General features: G+C 70.3%; 18 protein-coding genes. 10 read left to right on the plus strand and 8 right to left on the minus strand.

Going from position 1 to position 14,812, the window contains the following annotated elements; all coding sequences use genetic code 11:
* Positions 1-117: 117 nt before the first annotated feature.
* The 3 genes from P409_RS41200 to hrcA are packed head-to-tail and all read right to left on the minus strand — an operon-like array spanning position 118 to position 1,978.
* Positions 118-249: a hypothetical protein gene (locus P409_RS41200; RefSeq protein WP_274519155.1), complete on the minus strand. Its 132-nt coding sequence runs from the start codon at positions 247-249 to the stop codon at positions 118-120.
* Positions 249-863 carry a nucleotide exchange factor GrpE gene (grpE, locus tag P409_RS11050; RefSeq protein ID WP_052120390.1) on the minus strand — a complete coding sequence of 205 codons (615 nt, stop codon included), beginning with the start codon at positions 861-863 and terminating at the stop codon, positions 249-251. The genes P409_RS41200 and grpE overlap by 1 nt, the downstream gene beginning before the upstream one ends.
* Positions 864-877: 14 nt before the next feature.
* Positions 878-1,978: a heat-inducible transcriptional repressor HrcA gene (gene hrcA / locus P409_RS11055; RefSeq protein ID WP_238578651.1), complete on the minus strand. Its 1,101-nt coding sequence runs from the start codon at positions 1,976-1,978 to the stop codon at positions 878-880.
* Between the two features lie 115 nt (positions 1,979-2,093).
* Between hrcA and rph the strand changes: the two genes are divergently transcribed.
* The 3 genes from rph to P409_RS11070 all read left to right on the plus strand — a co-directional run bounded on the left by rph (position 2,094) and on the right by P409_RS11070 (position 4,364).
* Complete coding sequence (rph, locus tag P409_RS11060) at positions 2,094-2,813, plus strand: ribonuclease PH (protein WP_034835481.1); 720 nt, start codon at positions 2,094-2,096, stop codon at positions 2,811-2,813.
* Between the two features lie 115 nt (positions 2,814-2,928).
* Entirely contained in the window at positions 2,929-3,531 is a 603-nt protein-coding gene (locus tag P409_RS11065; protein ID WP_034835484.1) for a hypothetical protein, read from the plus strand.
* Positions 3,532-3,557: 26 nt separating this feature from the next.
* Complete coding sequence (locus P409_RS11070; RefSeq protein ID WP_034835486.1) at positions 3,558-4,364, plus strand: hypothetical protein; 807 nt, start codon at positions 3,558-3,560, stop codon at positions 4,362-4,364.
* On the opposite strand, the gene P409_RS11075 is transcribed toward P409_RS11070, so the two are convergent.
* The 3 genes from P409_RS11075 to P409_RS11080 all read right to left on the minus strand — a co-directional run bounded on the left by P409_RS11075 (position 4,340) and on the right by P409_RS11080 (position 5,989).
* Positions 4,340-4,867 (minus strand): Mpo1 family 2-hydroxy fatty acid dioxygenase, encoded by a 528-nt coding sequence (locus P409_RS11075; RefSeq protein WP_034835489.1) that lies wholly within the window; start codon positions 4,865-4,867, stop codon positions 4,340-4,342. The two genes, P409_RS11070 and P409_RS11075, sit on opposite strands and share 25 nt — an antisense overlap.
* Before the next feature lie 77 nt (positions 4,868-4,944).
* Positions 4,945-5,121 carry a hypothetical protein gene (locus P409_RS38820; protein ID WP_161790376.1) on the minus strand — a complete coding sequence of 59 codons (177 nt, stop codon included), beginning with the start codon at positions 5,119-5,121 and terminating at the stop codon, positions 4,945-4,947.
* A 4-nt stretch (positions 5,122-5,125) separates the two neighbouring features.
* Positions 5,126-5,989: an NAD(P)-dependent oxidoreductase gene (locus P409_RS11080; protein WP_034835492.1), complete on the minus strand. Its 864-nt coding sequence runs from the start codon at positions 5,987-5,989 to the stop codon at positions 5,126-5,128.
* A 95-nt stretch (positions 5,990-6,084) separates the two neighbouring features.
* Between P409_RS11080 and rdgB the strand changes: the two genes are divergently transcribed.
* Positions 6,085-6,714 (plus strand): RdgB/HAM1 family non-canonical purine NTP pyrophosphatase, encoded by a 630-nt coding sequence (gene rdgB / locus P409_RS11085; protein ID WP_034835494.1) that lies wholly within the window; start codon positions 6,085-6,087, stop codon positions 6,712-6,714.
* A gap of 214 nt (positions 6,715-6,928) precedes the next feature.
* A complete protein-coding gene (gene hemW, locus P409_RS11090) occupies positions 6,929-8,083 on the plus strand; it encodes a radical SAM family heme chaperone HemW (RefSeq protein ID WP_034835497.1) in 1,155 nt (384 codons plus the stop codon).
* A gap of 6 nt (positions 8,084-8,089) precedes the next feature.
* Here the strand turns inward: hemW and P409_RS11095 are convergent, their stop codons facing one another.
* Positions 8,090-8,740 (minus strand): dihydrofolate reductase family protein, encoded by a 651-nt coding sequence (locus P409_RS11095; RefSeq protein WP_034835499.1) that lies wholly within the window; start codon positions 8,738-8,740, stop codon positions 8,090-8,092.
* A 145-nt stretch (positions 8,741-8,885) separates the two neighbouring features.
* Here P409_RS11095 and P409_RS11100 point away from each other — a divergent pair, with 145 nt between their 5' ends.
* The 5 genes from P409_RS11100 (at position 8,886) to P409_RS11120 (ending at position 14,627) form a co-directional block, all read left to right on the plus strand.
* Complete coding sequence (locus P409_RS11100) at positions 8,886-9,251, plus strand: VOC family protein (RefSeq protein WP_034835504.1); 366 nt, start codon at positions 8,886-8,888, stop codon at positions 9,249-9,251.
* Between the two features lie 75 nt (positions 9,252-9,326).
* Positions 9,327-12,098: a DNA polymerase I gene (polA, locus tag P409_RS11105; protein ID WP_034835507.1), complete on the plus strand. Its 2,772-nt coding sequence runs from the start codon at positions 9,327-9,329 to the stop codon at positions 12,096-12,098.
* Positions 12,099-12,278: 180 nt separating this feature from the next.
* Positions 12,279-13,100, plus strand: a complete 822-nt coding sequence (locus tag P409_RS11110) for an SDR family oxidoreductase (protein WP_034835509.1) — start codon at positions 12,279-12,281, stop codon at positions 13,098-13,100.
* A 3-nt stretch (positions 13,101-13,103) separates the two neighbouring features.
* Positions 13,104-13,940, plus strand: coding sequence for a polysaccharide deacetylase family protein (locus P409_RS11115; RefSeq protein WP_034835512.1), 837 nt, complete (start codon positions 13,104-13,106; stop codon positions 13,938-13,940).
* A 72-nt stretch (positions 13,941-14,012) separates the two neighbouring features.
* Positions 14,013-14,627 carry a LysE family translocator gene (locus P409_RS11120; RefSeq protein ID WP_034835515.1) on the plus strand — a complete coding sequence of 205 codons (615 nt, stop codon included), beginning with the start codon at positions 14,013-14,015 and terminating at the stop codon, positions 14,625-14,627.
* Between the two features lie 4 nt (positions 14,628-14,631).
* Here the strand turns inward: P409_RS11120 and P409_RS11125 are convergent.
* Positions 14,632-14,812, minus strand: a 181-nt coding sequence (locus P409_RS11125; RefSeq protein ID WP_034835518.1) for an oligopeptide/dipeptide ABC transporter ATP-binding protein, incomplete at its 5' end; no start/stop codon positions are given.

Genomic DNA, 14,812 nt, shown 5'->3' on the forward strand with positions numbered 1-14,812 from the left:
GCGCCTCGAGCAGCGAGCCTCAGAATACCCCGATCATGCGGGAAGCGGCGACGCGTACCTGCGCTCGATGACGGTTTCATGTCGTCTGCCCGACATGGCGGCCGGTGCCGCCATGCGTCAGGACGGGACGGACACGCCGGCGCCGACGCCCATATAGGGACCCTTGGCCGGTTTGTCCGACCGCTCGCCGCAGGCGGCGGCGCCGACCGCCACCGCCAGCAGCAGGGCCAGGAGGCCGAGGCGCCGCATCACTCGCCCCGGGCCACGCCGACCATCGCCGGGCGCAGCAGCCGGCCCTGCAGCACATAGCCGGGCTGGACCACCTGGACGACGGTGCCGGACGGCTTGCCGGTGCCCGGCAGCTCGAACATGGCCTGGTGGAAGTTCGGGTCGAACACCTCGCCGACCGGCTCGATCCGGGTCACGCCGTGGCGCTCAAAGGCAGCCAGCAGCTGGCGCTCGGTGGCGGCGACGCCATCGACCAGGGTCTTCAGCGCCGCATCGGCCTCGACCGCCTCGGCCGGCACCGCGTCGATGGCGCGGCGCAGGTTGTCGGCGGCGTCGAGCAGCGACTTGGCGAAGCCGGAGATGGCGTATTTCGCCGTGTCCTCGCGCTCGCGCTCCGACCGGCGGCGGATGTTCTCGGTCTCCGCCAGGGCGCGCAGCGCCTGGTCCTTCAGCTTGGCGTTCTCGGCCTCGAGCGCGGCGATGCGCTCCAGCACTCCGGCCAGGGCCGCGTCGCCGCCGGGATCGGAGGCCTGCACCGCCTCAGCCGCGGTCTCGGATTCGGCGACACCCTCGACCTCGGGCCCTGCGACCCCGGTCTCCGGCTCCGTCGCGTCGGGGCGGGGCTCGGCGGACATCGTCTTGTTGTGCATCATGCTACCTGGTTCGTGGTCTCGTTGGTTCTGAGGAGACGGCCTATCATCTTCGCGGTGTAGTCCACCATCGGGATGATGCGCGCATAGTTCAGCCGGGTCGGTCCGATCACGCCGACGGCGCCGACCACGCGCTGGTCGCCCCCCTTGTACGGGGCGATGATCATCGAGCAGCCGGTATGGCTGAACAGCCCGTTCTCGGCGCCGATGAAGATCTGCACGCCCTCGGCGGCGTTGGCCGCGTCGAGCATCTTCAACAGCGCCTCCTTGGTCTCCAGCGCCTGGAACAGGCCGCGGATGCGCTCCAGATCCTCCAGCGCCGTGACGTCGTTGAGCAGGCGCGACTGGCCCTTGACGATCAGCGTGCCGCCCCCGCCGCCGCTCCAGGTGGCGAGGCCGGCCGCGACCACCTTGGCCGCGAGGCTGTCGAGCTGGCTCTTCTGCGCCTCGATCTCGCCCAGCACCTCAGCCCGGGCCTCGCCGATGGTGCGGCCGACGATGCGGGCGTTGAGGTAGTTGGTGACATGGACGAAGGTCGAGGCCGGCAGGCCCAGCGGCACCTCCAGCACCCGGTTCTCGACCATGCCGTCCTCGGTCACCAGCACCACCAGGGCGCGGCCGGGCGACAGGTTGACGAACTCGATATGCTTCAGCGGCCGGTCGGTCTTCGGCGCCAGCACCAGCCCGGCGCAAGCCGACAGGCCGGAGAGGGCGGAGGTCGCCTCCTCCAGCATCTCCGACACGCCGCGCCCGGCCTGGGCGCACAGCGCCTCGATCGAGGCGCGCTCGCTCTCGCCGACATCGCCGAGCTGCATCAGCCCGTGCACGAACAGGCGCAGGCCCGCATCGGTCGGCAGCCGCCCGGCCGAGGTGTGCGGGGCGTAGAGCAGCCCGGCATCCTCGAGGTCGGACATGACGTTGCGGATCGTCGCCGGCGACAGCGACATGCCGAGCCGGCGCGACAGCGTGCGGCTGCCCACCGGTTCGCCCGACTGGACATAGGCGTCGACGATCAGGCGGAAGATCTCCCGCGAGCGCTCGTCGAGGTCCCGGAACGCCTGGCCGCCGGATCGGCTGGAAAGTTCGTTCAGCATGCTCATGGCCGTCGCCACGCTATGTAGGCACCGTTCCACCCGAATCAACGATCCCGGGCTTTACGGGCAGGACCGCCGAGGATAGCGTGCGCGTCCTTCGCCGAGAACAGAAAGCGACCCCATGCGACCGTCCGGACGCGCCTTCGACGCCCTGCGCGCCATCAGCCTCGAAACCGACGTCAACAAATACGCCGAGGGCTCGTGCCTGGTGAAGTTCGGCGACACCCATGTGCTGTGCACCGCCTCGGTCGACGAGCGGGTGCCGTCCTGGCTGAAGAACGGCGGCAAGGGCTGGGTCACGGCGGAATACGGCATGCTGCCCCGCGCCACCGACCAGCGCACCGACCGCGAGGCCGCGCGGGGCAAGCAGACCGGGCGGACGCAGGAGATCCAGCGCCTGATCGGCCGGTCGCTGCGTGCCGTCACCGACCTGAAGGCGCTGGGCGAGGTCCAGGTCAAGGTCGATTGCGACGTGCTGCAGGCCGATGGCGGCACCCGCACGGCGGCGATCACCGGCGGCTATGTCGCCCTGGTGCTGGCGCTGCGCCATCTGGTGCAGATCCGCAAGATCAAGGCGCTGCCGCTGATCGACAGCGTCGCCGCGATCTCCTGCGGCCTGCACCAGGGCCAGGCGGTGCTGGACCTGGACTATGCCGAGGATTCGAGCGCCCAGGCCGACGCCAACTTCGTCATCACCGGCAAGGGCGGGCTGGTCGAGGTGCAGGCGACGGCCGAGCAGACCCCGTTCACCCGCGCCGAGTTCGAGGCGCTGCTGGCCCTGGCCGAGCAGGGCACGGCCGAGCTGGCGGCGATCCAGAAGGCGGCGCTGGGCGAGGGCTGAGGCGGATCGTTTCAGAGCACCCTGCTGCTCTATAGATCGTCATGGAGAGGCGTGCCGGCGCTTGAGCCGGGAGAGCGACCATGAAATCCTGCCGGCCCGCGGGCGGGAGGGCTGCATGGGCGTGTTCTCGATCTGGCACTGGGTGATCATCTCCCTGTTCCTGGGGATCAGCGCCCCCGTCCCCGGAGTCCCAGAGGCGATCTCGAATGCGCTCTCGGCGCTCCGCAGCCTGTCCGCCCTGCCGCCGGCCGAGAAGCTGATCGACTACGCGCCCGAGGCCGGCGGCCCGGTGCTGTACCGGCTGCCGGGCAATATCTGCTTCCTGCGGACCGGCCAGAAGAAGATCCAGGTCAATTGGATCCGGCGGGACGATCGGGGCCGGATCGAGATCATCGTCTCGGCTCCCGCGCTCGGCTCCGCCGGACACCGCTTCGACCCCGCCGAGGGGACGGCGCAGCTTGACCTCTCGGGCCAGGCCGTCACGGTGCCGGTCTCGTCGCCCGGCTTCCCGACCTGGCGCTTCACGCTGGAGGAGACGCCGGCGCTGCAGGAAGCGCTCGATGCCGACGAGGCGACGCTGCGCTTCACCGCCATCCGCGGCGGCAAGCCGGTGCCGGAGGAGACCCTGACCATCGCGGCCGGCAATCTCTGGCAGGCCATCCAGGGCCTGGAGTCCTGCGCCGCCGGCGCCGAGCTGCCGGGCGTGGTCGGCCCCTGAGGGTGCGGCCGGGGCGCCGCGGGCGGATGAAGGGGGCGGAGATGAGGCGAGGTTTCGCCGGGATCGCGGCGGCGCTGCTTCTGGTGCTGCCGCCCATGGGCGCCGGGCGTGCCGAGGACGACGCCGCGCTGCGCGCCGAGCTGCTGATGTCGATGCGCCAGCGCTACAGCGACGCCGGCCCAGGCGCGCCGACTCTGCTCGACCTTCTGTCCGACCGCTTCCCCGCCGATCTGGACGCACTGATGGACACTGTCGTCGCCGCCCACAAGGCGCGGCGGCCGCCGGACGAGGTGGAGGCCGCTGCGGCCCGGACCTTCGTCGCGATCCAGACCCGGGACGGAGACAGGATCCTGTCGGCACCGGATGCCGACCTGATGGCCGTCGTCGAGGCCCATGCCGGCATCGTCCGCATGCTGCATGACGCCGATCCGGCGCTGTGCAAGGCCCTGGTGGAGCAAGGCGCGGCGATAGTGCCGCCACCCCCCGCGATCGGCCGTCTGTACATCACGCGGCTGCGCCACATCCTGACCGCGATCGCCGATGGGCGGGATCGGCCGGTTCCTGCGCGCACCATGCAGGGCCGCGATTATCTCGACTTCGCGCTGGAAGCTCGGCGCCGGGGAGCCGTCCCCGACCCCACCACATGGGCGATAGCGATAACGGAGGGGGCGTTGAGCAGAGCGGATCCCGTCCAGATCTGCCTGATGCTCGAATCCTATTACGACATGGCGCTTGCCATCGACGGAGGGCTCGGCGAGCGCATCCGGGCCGCCCTGGCGCAGGAGCTGCTGGTCACCGATATCGACTCCTACCGGTCCGCCCCAGCGCCATAGACGGCGGCGGCCGCCTCGACCCGGTGCCTGAGGCCGGAGCGCAGGCCGAGGGCGAAGGCGGTCTCGGCCATCAGGAACATCGGGCCGATCAGCAGCTGGAACAGGTTCGACAGGAAGGCCGGCCGCTTGCCCTCATAGGCATGGCCGACCAGCTGCAGCGCCCAGCCGCCGACGAACAGCGCGCCGGCGACGACCCAGGTGACCCAGCCCGAGCCGTCGGCAACGACCGCATGGGCGACGATCAGCCCCGGGATCACCACCACCGCCATGGCGAGGCCGAGCCCGAGGTCGAGCGCGATCCAGAGCAGCCAGACCAGGAGCGCGACGAGGTCGGCCAGCGTCGCCGGCCAGCCGCCGATGCTGCCGAGCGGAACGGTGGCCAAGGCCACCAGCACCGCCAGGATGATCGCCGGGATGCCGAAGAAATGGGTCAGCCGGTTGCGGCCGTCGCGGTGGAAGCTGGTGTACATCGCCATCTGGCGATCGAAGAGATCGGAAGCCATGCGCGATCCTCCCCGCGAGGAGAATAAACCCAGCCGGGGAGGAGCGCGTCAAAAAACCGTCCTCACCCCGGCCGCATTCAACGCGGCGTCAGCGTCAATTCGACGGCTCTCCAGAAGCGATACGCATCGGCATCGCCGCGCGCCAGTGCTTCCTTGGCCAATCGCGCGGCATAAAGCCGGTCCCATGGGTGCCCATGGGTCACGGCCAACTCATAAGCCATCCGGCCGACCTCGACATAGTCGACCGGCTCCACCGCCTCAGTCCTGCAGCGCCAGCAGCAGGCTCGACGTGTCGACCCGGCCGCCGGCCTTGGCCTGGACGGCGGAGTAGAACTGGTCGACCAGCGCCGTCACCGGCAGCCGGGCGCCGTTGGTCTTGGCCTCCTGGAAGCAGATGCCCAGGTCCTTGCGCATCCAGTCGATGGCGAAGCCGAAATCGAACTTGTTCTGCAGCATGGTGCGGCCGCGATTCTCCATCTGCCAGCTCTGGGCCGCGCCCTTGGAGATCACGTCGAGCACCAGGTTGCCGTCCAGCCCCGCCTTCTGGGCGAAGTTCAGCCCCTCGGCCAGGGCCTGGACCAGCCCGGCGATGCAGATCTGGTTGACCATCTTGGTCAGCTGGCCGGACCCGGCCGGGCCCATCAGCGTGCAGGCGCGGGCATAGCTGTCGATCACCGGCTTGGCGATGGCGAAGACCGCGTCGCGACCGCCGCACATCACCGTCAGCACGCCGTTCTCCGCGCCCGCCTGGCCGCCCGAGACCGGCGCGTCGAGGAAGCCGAAGCCCAGCCGGTCGGCCTCGGCCTCCAGCTCGCGGGCGATGTCGGCCGACGCCGTGGTGTGGTCGACCAGGATGGCGCTGCCGGACATGCCGGCGAAGGCGCCGTCCGGCCCCTGGACCACCGAGCGGATGTCGTCGTCATTGCCGACGCACATGAACACGATCGCGGCGTCCTTCGCCGCCTCGGCCGGGGTCGGCGCCCAGGCCCCGCCATGGCGCTCCGCCCAGGCCTCGGCCTTCGCCGCGGTGCGGTTGAAGACGGTGACCTCGTGCCCCGCCTTGACCAGATGCCCCGCCATCGGCGCGCCCATCACGCCCATGCCCAGGAATGCGACCTTCATCGTCCTCGCCCCTCACCGCCATGCGTTGGAGGCGACACAGTGCACCAACCGCCGCCTTTGATTCCAGCCTCCGGCGCGCGTATCTGATGCCCATCATGACGAACGCCGCCTCCCCCGCCCGCCGCTTCGCCGGCGACCACCTGGTCATCGCCAGCCACAACAAGGGCAAGATCCCCGAGATCGCCGCTCTGCTGGAAGGCCGCGTGCCGCGCCTGACCTCGGCCGCCGAGCACGGCGTGCCGGAGCCGGAGGAGACCGGCGACAGCTTCATCGCCAATGCCGAGCTGAAGGCCCGCTTCGTCGCCGAAGCCACCGGCCTGCCGTCGCTGGCGGACGACAGCGGAGTCTCCGTCACCGGCCTGGGCGGCGATCCCGGCATCTATTCCGCCCGCTGGGCCGAGAAGCCGGATGGGTCCGGCCGCGACTTCGCCTATGCCATGGAGCAGGTGCGGCTGAAGCTGGGCGACAACCCGGACCGCAGCGCCCGCTTCGTCTGCGCCCTGTCGCTGTGCTGGCCGGACGGCCATTGCGAGACGGTCGAGGGCGAGATCCGCGGGCAACTGGTCTGGCCCGCTCGCGGGACCAAGGGCTTCGGCTATGACCCGATCTTCGTGCCGGACGGCCACGACCGCACCTTCGGCGAGATGGAATCGGCCGAGAAGCACGCCATGAGCCACCGCGCCGATGCCTTCCGCAAGCTGGTGGCGCGCTGCTTCGAGGGGTGATGAACAGCACAGCATCTCACCCCCCGATCCATTTGAGTCCCCCCTCCCCTCGCGGGAGGGGGGCAGGGGGAGGGGGTTGTCGAAGCACAGCGCCGTCGGTCGGTCGAGCCCCCCGACCTGATCGAATTCTCATCCGGCCGAGCCGAGGCCTGCGGCGAGAGCCCCCTACCCTCCTCCCGCAAGGGGAGGGGGGACAAGAAAAGGGGTGTCGCCCATGACCGCCCCCGGCTTCGCCCTCTACGTCCATTGGCCGTTCTGCCGGTCGAAATGCCCGTATTGCGACTTCAACTCGCATGTCCGGGAGCAGGTGGAGCATGAGCGCTGGCGCCGGGCGCTGGTGGCCGAGCTGGACCATTTCGCCGACCTGACCCCGGGCCGGACGCTGACTTCGATCTTCTTCGGCGGCGGTACCCCGTCGCTGATGCAGCCGGCCACCGCCGCCGCGGTGATCGACAGGGCGGCCGAGCGCTGGGGCCTGGCGCCCGATGTCGAGATCACGCTGGAGGCGAACCCGACCTCGGTCGAATCGCATCTCTTCGCCGGCTTCCGCGCCGCCGGGGTGAACCGGGTGTCGCTCGGCGTCCAGGCGCTGGACGAGGCGTCGCTGCGCTTCCTCGGCCGCAACCATTCGGCGGAGGAGGCGCTGGCCGCCGTCGGCCTGGCCGCCCGGCATTTCGACCGTTTCTCCTTCGACCTGATCTACGCCCGGCCGGGCCAGACCGTGGCCGGCTGGACGGCGGAACTGCGCCGGGCGCTGGATCATGCGGTCGGCCACATCTCGGCCTATCAGCTCACCATCGAGCAGGGCACCCGCTTCCACACGCTCTATTCTCGCGGCGAGCTGGTGCTGCCGGACGAGGACACCCAGGCCGCGCTGTACGAGGCGACAGCCGAGGTGCTGGGCGCCGCCGGCCTGCCCGGCTACGAGATCTCGAACCACGCCAGGCCGGGCGAGGAATCGCGGCACAACCTGACCTATTGGCGCTATGGCGACTATGTCGGCATCGGGCCGGGGGCGCATGGAAGGCTGACGCTGAACGACGGGAAGTGGGGCACCCGCACCCACCGCGCGCCGGAGGTGTGGCTGGAGCGGGTCGAGGCCGCCGGCCATGCCGAGCATGAGCGCGAGGCGGTGCCGCCCGAGAGCCGGCGCGACGAGATGCTGATGATGGGGCTGCGCCTGGCAGAGGGCGTGCCGAAGTCCCGCATCGCCGACGAATCCGGCCTGCCCTTCGACCGGGCGATCGACCGCCGCCGGCTGGACCGGCTGGTGGCCGGCGGCTTCCTGGCCGAGGACGCGGCCCGCCTGACCGCCACCCCCGCCGGCCGCCAGCGCCTGGACGCGGTGCTGGCAGCGCTGCTGGGGTAAGGCCCCTCAGCGCTGCTTCGTCACCATGATGTGGGTGGCTTTCGGGCTACTGACGCGCTCGCCGACGGCATAGCCGAGGGCGGCGAGGTCGAGCCCGGCGAACAGGTTCTCGCCGCTGCCCAGCAGAACCGGTGCCTGGGCCAGGTGCATCTCGTCGATCAGGCCCCTGGCCAGGTACTGCCGCACCGTGGCGACGCCGCCGCCGACCCGCACATCCTTGCCTCCCGCGGCCTCCCGCGCCTGGCGCAGCGCCGAATCGATGCCGTCGGTGACGAAGTGGAAGACGGTGCCGCCGTTCATCTCGATCGACGGCCGGGCATGGTGGGTCAGGACGAAGACCGGCACGTGATAGGGCGGGGTGTCGCCCCACCAGCCCTTCCAGCTGTCGTCGGGCCAGGGGCCGCGCACCGGCCCGAACATGTTCCGGCCCAGGATCCAGGCGCCGAGATTCTCGAAGCTGCGGGCGGCGAAATCCTCGTCGATGCCGGTCTCGCCATCCTCCTTGCCAAACACCATCCTCTGCATGGTGCGGGTCGGAAAGGCCCATTGCGGCAGCACCATGCCGCCCTTGCCGAACGGGTTCTCGAGACTCTGCTCCGGCGCGGCGCCGTAGCCGTCGAGCGATATGGAGAAGGCGCGGACGACGAGCTTGGACATGGCGGCGTTCCTCCAGATGATCGCGCTTTCCGATTTCGTATAGCAATCAGTTAACCGATCAGTAAACACAATCACACGGTCACGCCCTGTCCGCATGCCGTCGCCGGAGCTATTCTTTCAGCGGGCTCACCCGGGAGGCAGCATCATGGCGTCGGTCCGGTACATCGTTCGCGACGTGGATCAGGCGGTCGCGTTCTATACGGAGAACCTGGGGTTCCGGCTGCAGCAGCAGTTCGGACCGAACATGGCGATCCTCGAGCGGGACGGGCTGACCCTGTGGGCCGCCGGTCCCGGCGCATCGGCCAGCCGGCCGATGCCGGACGGAAGCAGGCCGGAGCCCGGCGGCTGGAACCGATTCGTGCTCCAGGTCGACGACCTGCCGGCCCTGGTCGCCGATCTGCGCGGCCGCGGCGTGCGGTTCCGCAACGACATCGTCACCGGCCCCGGCGGCCGGCAGATCCTGTGCGAGGACCCGTCCGGCAACGTGGTCGAGCTGTTCCAGCCGGCCTGAGCAGGTGCCCGACCGGGTGGACAATCCGCCCTCCGGCGCGGCATGGTCGCGCTCTGTTCCGCCGGAGGCCCGCCCATGTCGACCACGCCCAAGACCTATTACCTGATCGACGGCTCGGGCTACATCTTCCGCGCCTTCCATGCCCTGCCGATGATGATGCGCAAGTCGGACGGGCTGCCGGTGAACGCCGTCTACGGCTTCACCAACATGCTGATCCGCCTCCTGGCCGATCTCGACGCCGACCACCTGGCGGTGATCTACGACAAGTCGGAGCGCAGCTTCCGCAAGGAGATCTACCCCGCCTACAAGGCGCAGCGGCCGGACCCGCCGGAGGAGCTGATCCCGCAGTTCCCGCTGATCCGCGCCACCAGCGAGGCCTTCAACCTGCCGGGAATCGAGATCGAGGGCTTCGAGGCCGACGACATCATCGCCACCTATTGCCGGATGGCGCGGGAGGAAGGGTCGCGCGCCGTCATCGTCTCCTCCGACAAGGACATGATGCAGCTGGTCGGCGACGGCGTGACCATGCTGGACCCGATCAAGAACAAGCCGATCGACGCCGCCGAGGTGATGGAGAAGTTCGGCGTGGCGCCGGACCGGGTGATCGACGTGCAGGCCCTGGCCGGCGACAGCGTCGACAACGTGCCGGGCGTGCCCGGCATCGGCATCAAGACCGCGGCGCAGCTGATCACCGAATACGGCGACCTCGATGCGCTGCTGGCCCGGGCCGGCGAGATCAAGCAGCCGAAGCGGCGCGAATCCCTGATCCAGTACGCCGAGCAGGCGCGGATCAGCCGCGAGCTGGTGAAGCTGCGCAGCGACGCGCCGGTGCCGTTCGGGCTGGACGGCATCGTCGCCCGGCCGCCGAACCGGCAGCAGCTGGTGCGGTTCCTGGAGGAGATGGAGTTCCGCTCGACAATCACCCGGGTCGAGGCCGCCTTCGACAAGCTGGGCACCACCGGCGACGAGCCGGACCTGGCCGCCCCGGGCAAGCCGGAGGCGATCGCCCAGGACTACCAGCTGGTGCAGGACGTCGACGCGCTGCAGCGCTGGGCCGACGCGGCGGTCGAGGCCGGGGTGCTGGCGATCGACACCGAGACCAACTCGCTGGACGCCGAGGCGGCGATGCTGTGCGGCATCTCCCTGGCCGTGGCGCCCGGCCGCGCCTGCTACATCCCGATCGCCCATGTGCCGCCGGAGGGTGACGGGCTGAACTTCGGCGGCCAGACGCTGCAGCAGATCCCGCTGGCCGAGATCCGCCGCATCCTGGGGCCGGTGCTGGTCGACCCGTCGGTGCTGAAGGTCGGGCACAACCTGAAATACGACGCCCATGTGCTGGGCCGGCCCGATGTCGGCCTGCCGATCACGCCGTGGGACGACACCATGCTGATCTCCTATGTGCTCGACGGCGGGGCGCACGGCCACGGCATGGACGAGCTGTCGGAGCTGCATCTGCAGCACCGCACCATCCCCTATTCCTCGGTCTGCGGCACCGGCAAGAACGCCATCACCTTCGACCGCGTGCCGCTGGACAAGGCCCTGGCCTATGCCGCCGAGGACGCCGACATCACCCTGCGGCTGCACATGCTGCTGAAGCCGCGGCTGGTGGGCGAGCGGATGGCGACGGTCTACGAGACCATCGAGCGGCCGCTGGTCGGTGTGATCTCGGACATGGAGATGGCGGGGATCAAGGTCGACCGCGCCGCCCTGGCCCGGCTGTCGCTGGAGTTCGCCGAGCGTATGGCGGCGCTGGAATCGGAGATCCATGTCTCGGCCCAGGGCCCGTTCAACGTCGGCAGCCCGAAGCAGCTGGGCGAGGTGCTGTTCGAGCGCCTCGGCATCCCCGGCGGCAAGAAGAGCAGCAAGACCGGCGCCTATTCGACCGATTCGAGCGTGCTGGAGCAGCTGGCCGCGCAGGGCCACACGATCGCGAACCAGATCTTGGAATGGCGCCAGCTGGCCAAGCTGAAGGGCACCTACACCGACGCGCTGCAGGCCCAGATCAACGAGAGAACCGGGCGCGTCCACACCTCCTTCTCGCTGGCCGCGACCAACACCGGGCGGCTGTCCTCGAACGAGCCGAACCTGCAGAACATCCCGATCCGCACCGAGGAGGGGCGCAAGATCCGCTACGCCTTCGTGGCGGAGCCGGGCCACAAGCTCGTCTCGGTCGACTACAGCCAGATCGAGCTGCGGCTGGTGGCGCAGATCGCCGATGTGGCACTGCTGAAGCAGGCCTTCCTCGACGGCACCGACATCCATGCCATGACCGCGAGCCAGGTGTTCAACGTGCCGCTGGCGGAGATGACGCCGGAGACGCGACGCAAGGCCAAGGCGATCAACTTCGGCATCATCTACGGCATCTCGGGCTTCGGCCTGGCGGCGCAGCTGGGTATCCCGCAGGGCGAGGCCACGGCCTTCATCCGCGCCTATCTCGACCGGCTGCCGGAGTTGAAGGCCTGGATGGACGAGACCAAGCGGACGGCGCGCGAGCGCGGCTGGGTCGAGACCCTGTTCGGCCGAAAGTGCCACGTGCCCGGGATCAAGGACCCGAACCCGGCCCGCCGCGCCTTCGCCGAGCGCCAGGCCATCAACGCCCCGATCCAGGGCACCGCGGCCGACATCATCAAGCGCGCCATGGGCAAGCTGCCGCATGCGCTGGCGGACGCCGGTCTGAAGGCGCGGATGCTGCTGCAGGTGCACGACGAACTGCTGTTCGAGGCGCCGGAGGCGGAGGCCCAGCGCACCGCCGAGCTGGCGCAGGCGGTGATGCAGGCGGCGGCGACGCTGGAGGTGCCGCTGGTCGCGGAGGCCGGCATCGGCCACAGCTGGGCCGAGGCCCATTGATCCGCTCGCCATTACCGCCTCATCGTCATCGCGAGGAGCGAAGCGACGTGGCGATCCAGGGGGCGGTGCCGCTGGATCGCCACGCCCCTGCGGGGCTCGCGATGACAGATCTCTTTGCGCAAACCGCTCTATCCGAATGATGGCCATCTCACCTTCACCGCGCGAATGAGGAGCAGCCCCATGGCCGAGACCATCGACTTCGCCGGCAAGGCGGTGTTCGTCGCCGGCGGCACCAGCGGCATCAACCTCGGCATCGCGCTGGGCTTCGCCCGGGCCGGGGCACGGGTGGCGGTGATGAGCCGCAGCGCCGAGAAGGTCGACGCGGCCGTGGCGCGGCTGCGCGAAGCCGGCGCCGAGGCCATGGGCGCCGCCGCCGATGTGCGCGACTACGCCGCCACCGAGGCGGCGCTGCAGGCAGCGCACGACGCGTATGGCGACTTCGACGTGCTGGTCTCGGGCGCGGCGGGGAACTTCCCGGCCCCGGCGCTGGGCATGTCGGCGAACGGCTTCAAGTCGGTGGTCGACATCGACCTGCTGGGCAGCTTCCACGTGCTGCGCGCCGCCCATCCCTTCCTGCGCAAGCCGGGGGCGTCGGTGATCAACATCTCCGCCCCGCAGGCCGAGGCGCCGATGGCGATGCAGGCCCATGTCTGCGCCGCCAAGGCCGGCGTCGACATGCTGACCCGCGTGCTGGCGATGGAGTGGGGCCGCGACGGCATCCGCATCAACTCCGTCATCCCCGGCCCGATCGACGGGACCGAGGGCATGGCCCGGCTGGCGCCGACGCCGCAGGCCCGCGCCCTGGTCCAGCGCAGCGTGCCGCTGGGCCGGATGGGCATGGCGGAGGACGTGGCCGCCGCCTGCCGCCTGCTGTCCTCTCCCCTCGCCGCCTTCATCACCGGCGCGGTGCTGCCGGTGGACGGCGGCTGGTCCCTGGGCGGCGCCGCGGCCTCGATGAGCGTGATCGCCGAGCAGGCGATGGCGGCCAAGGCGAAGGCATAGGCCGTGCCGATCTGGTCGGCGATCGCCGCAGCCCTCCTGCTGGTCCTGGCGGCGCGGGCCGAGGCGGCCGACATCGCGATCACGCTGGACGACCTGCCCTATGCGATGCCGGCGCGGGTTGATCCGACGCAGGGGCTGGACATCGTCGAACGCATCAACCGCACCCTCGCGGCCTATGATGTGACGGCGATGGGCTTCGCCATCGGGGAGAAGGTGAGCCCGGAGGCGCTGCCAGCCCTGGAGGCCTTCGCCGCGGCCGGGCACACGGTCGCCAACCACAGCTGGTCGCATCCGGACTACGACAAGATCACGGCCGCGGAGTTCGGCAGCGAGGTCGAACGGGCGGATACCGCCCTGGCGCCCTGGATGGCCGGAGGGAAGTTCTTCCGCTTCCCATTCCTGCATTCCGGTGCGACCGCGGAGAAGCGCATCGCGGCGGCCGAGATCCTGGTGGCGCTGGGCTATCGCGACGTGCCTGTGTCGATCGACGATGACGACTTCCGGTACAACAGCGACTACATGGCCGCCCTGGCGGCGGGCGATGCCGAGGGGGCGCAGCGGATCGCCGCCGGGTACCTGGCGCATATGAAGGCCCAGACGGAGCATTTCCAGGCGATGGCGCGGCAGCGGCTGGGGCGGGACGTGAAGCACATCCTGCTGCTGCACATGAACCGGATCAACGCCGACCACCTGGGCACGCTGCTGGCCTGGTATCGGGCGGAGGGCTGGACCTTCATCACGGCGCAGGAGGCGCTGGCCGACCCCGTCTATGGCATGGCGAGCCGCTACGACGGGCCGAAGGGCCTGTCGCAGATCGAGCGCGTGACATGGCAGCCCTAGCATCGCGGAATACCCTTCCCTGACACCCGCGGCCGTGGAAGCATGGCCGCTTCGGTTCGGAGGAGGATCGCCATGACCATCGAGGTCTATCTCGCCTATATCGCCGCCTGCATCTTGGTCGCGATCATCCCGGGGCCGTCGGTGACGCTGATCATCGCCAACAGCCTGACCCACGGCACCCGCGCCGGGCTGCTCAACATCCTCGGCGGGCAGCTCGGCCTCGTCGTCATGCTCGGCGTGCTGGTGGTCGGCCTGGCCGCGGTGGTCGAGGCGATGGGCCACTGGTTCGACTGGCTGCGCCTGGCCGGCGCCGCATATCTGGTCTGGATCGGCTGGAAGCTCTTGCGCGCGCCGGACACGCTGGCGGATCCCGGCAGCCTGCGCCCGCCGCGCGGCGGCTTCGTGCTGCAGGGGCTTCTGGTGGCGCTGAGCAACCCGAAGATGCTGCTGTTCTTCGGCGCCTTCATCCCCCAGTTCGTCCAGCCCGGCACCGACCAGTCCAGCCAGGTGCTGCTGCTGGGCGTCACCGCGCTGATCGTCGCCGCGCTGTCCGACGGGCTGTACGCCCTGGCGACCGGCCGGGCCGGCAGCGCCCTGTCGCGTCGCCATGTGCGGCTGGTCTCGCGCACCGGCGGCGTGTGCCTGATCGGCGGCGGGGTGTGGCTGGCCTTCACCCGGGCGCGGTAGCGGTTCACGATCCCTTCCCCGCGATCAGGCATGCCGCCTCCTGCCCCCCGCCGAGGTCGACCGGCGGCGGGTCCTCGATCGCGCAGCGATCGAAGGCCAGCGGGCAGCGGGTGCGGAAGCGGCAGCCGGAGGGCGGCCGGCGCGGGCTGGGCGGGTCACCCTGCAGCAGGATGCGCCGCTCCCCC

Origin of the sequence: Inquilinus limosus MP06 (assembly GCF_000767795.1) — a bacterium.
GTDB classification, from domain to species: Bacteria; Pseudomonadota; Alphaproteobacteria; order DSM-16000; family Inquilinaceae; genus Inquilinus; species Inquilinus limosus_E.

Excerpts from the sequence above, each read along its gene's own strand:
- P409_RS41200 (WP_274519155.1), bottom strand. The coding sequence starts at position 249 with ATGCGGCGCCTCGGCCTCCTGGCCCTGCTGCTGGCGGTGGCGGTCGGC.
- grpE (WP_052120390.1), bottom strand. The coding sequence starts at position 863 with ATGTCCGCCGAGCCCCGCCCCGACGCGACGGAGCCGGAGACCGGGGTC.
- hrcA (WP_238578651.1), bottom strand. The coding sequence starts at position 1,978 with ATGAGCATGCTGAACGAACTTTCCAGCCGATCCGGCGGCCAGGCGTTC.
- rph (WP_034835481.1), top strand. The coding sequence starts at position 2,094 with ATGCGACCGTCCGGACGCGCCTTCGACGCCCTGCGCGCCATCAGCCTC.
- P409_RS11065 (WP_034835484.1), top strand. The coding sequence starts at position 2,929 with ATGGGCGTGTTCTCGATCTGGCACTGGGTGATCATCTCCCTGTTCCTG.
- P409_RS11070 (WP_034835486.1), top strand. The coding sequence starts at position 3,558 with ATGAAGGGGGCGGAGATGAGGCGAGGTTTCGCCGGGATCGCGGCGGCG.
- P409_RS11075 (WP_034835489.1), bottom strand. The coding sequence starts at position 4,867 with ATGGCTTCCGATCTCTTCGATCGCCAGATGGCGATGTACACCAGCTTC.
- P409_RS11080 (WP_034835492.1), bottom strand. The coding sequence starts at position 5,989 with ATGAAGGTCGCATTCCTGGGCATGGGCGTGATGGGCGCGCCGATGGCG.
- rdgB (WP_034835494.1), top strand. The coding sequence starts at position 6,085 with ATGACGAACGCCGCCTCCCCCGCCCGCCGCTTCGCCGGCGACCACCTG.
- hemW (WP_034835497.1), top strand. The coding sequence starts at position 6,929 with ATGACCGCCCCCGGCTTCGCCCTCTACGTCCATTGGCCGTTCTGCCGG.
- P409_RS11095 (WP_034835499.1), bottom strand. The coding sequence starts at position 8,740 with ATGTCCAAGCTCGTCGTCCGCGCCTTCTCCATATCGCTCGACGGCTAC.
- P409_RS11100 (WP_034835504.1), top strand. The coding sequence starts at position 8,886 with ATGGCGTCGGTCCGGTACATCGTTCGCGACGTGGATCAGGCGGTCGCG.
- polA (WP_034835507.1), top strand. The coding sequence starts at position 9,327 with ATGTCGACCACGCCCAAGACCTATTACCTGATCGACGGCTCGGGCTAC.
- P409_RS11110 (WP_034835509.1), top strand. The coding sequence starts at position 12,279 with ATGGCCGAGACCATCGACTTCGCCGGCAAGGCGGTGTTCGTCGCCGGC.
- P409_RS11120 (WP_034835515.1), top strand. The coding sequence starts at position 14,013 with ATGACCATCGAGGTCTATCTCGCCTATATCGCCGCCTGCATCTTGGTC.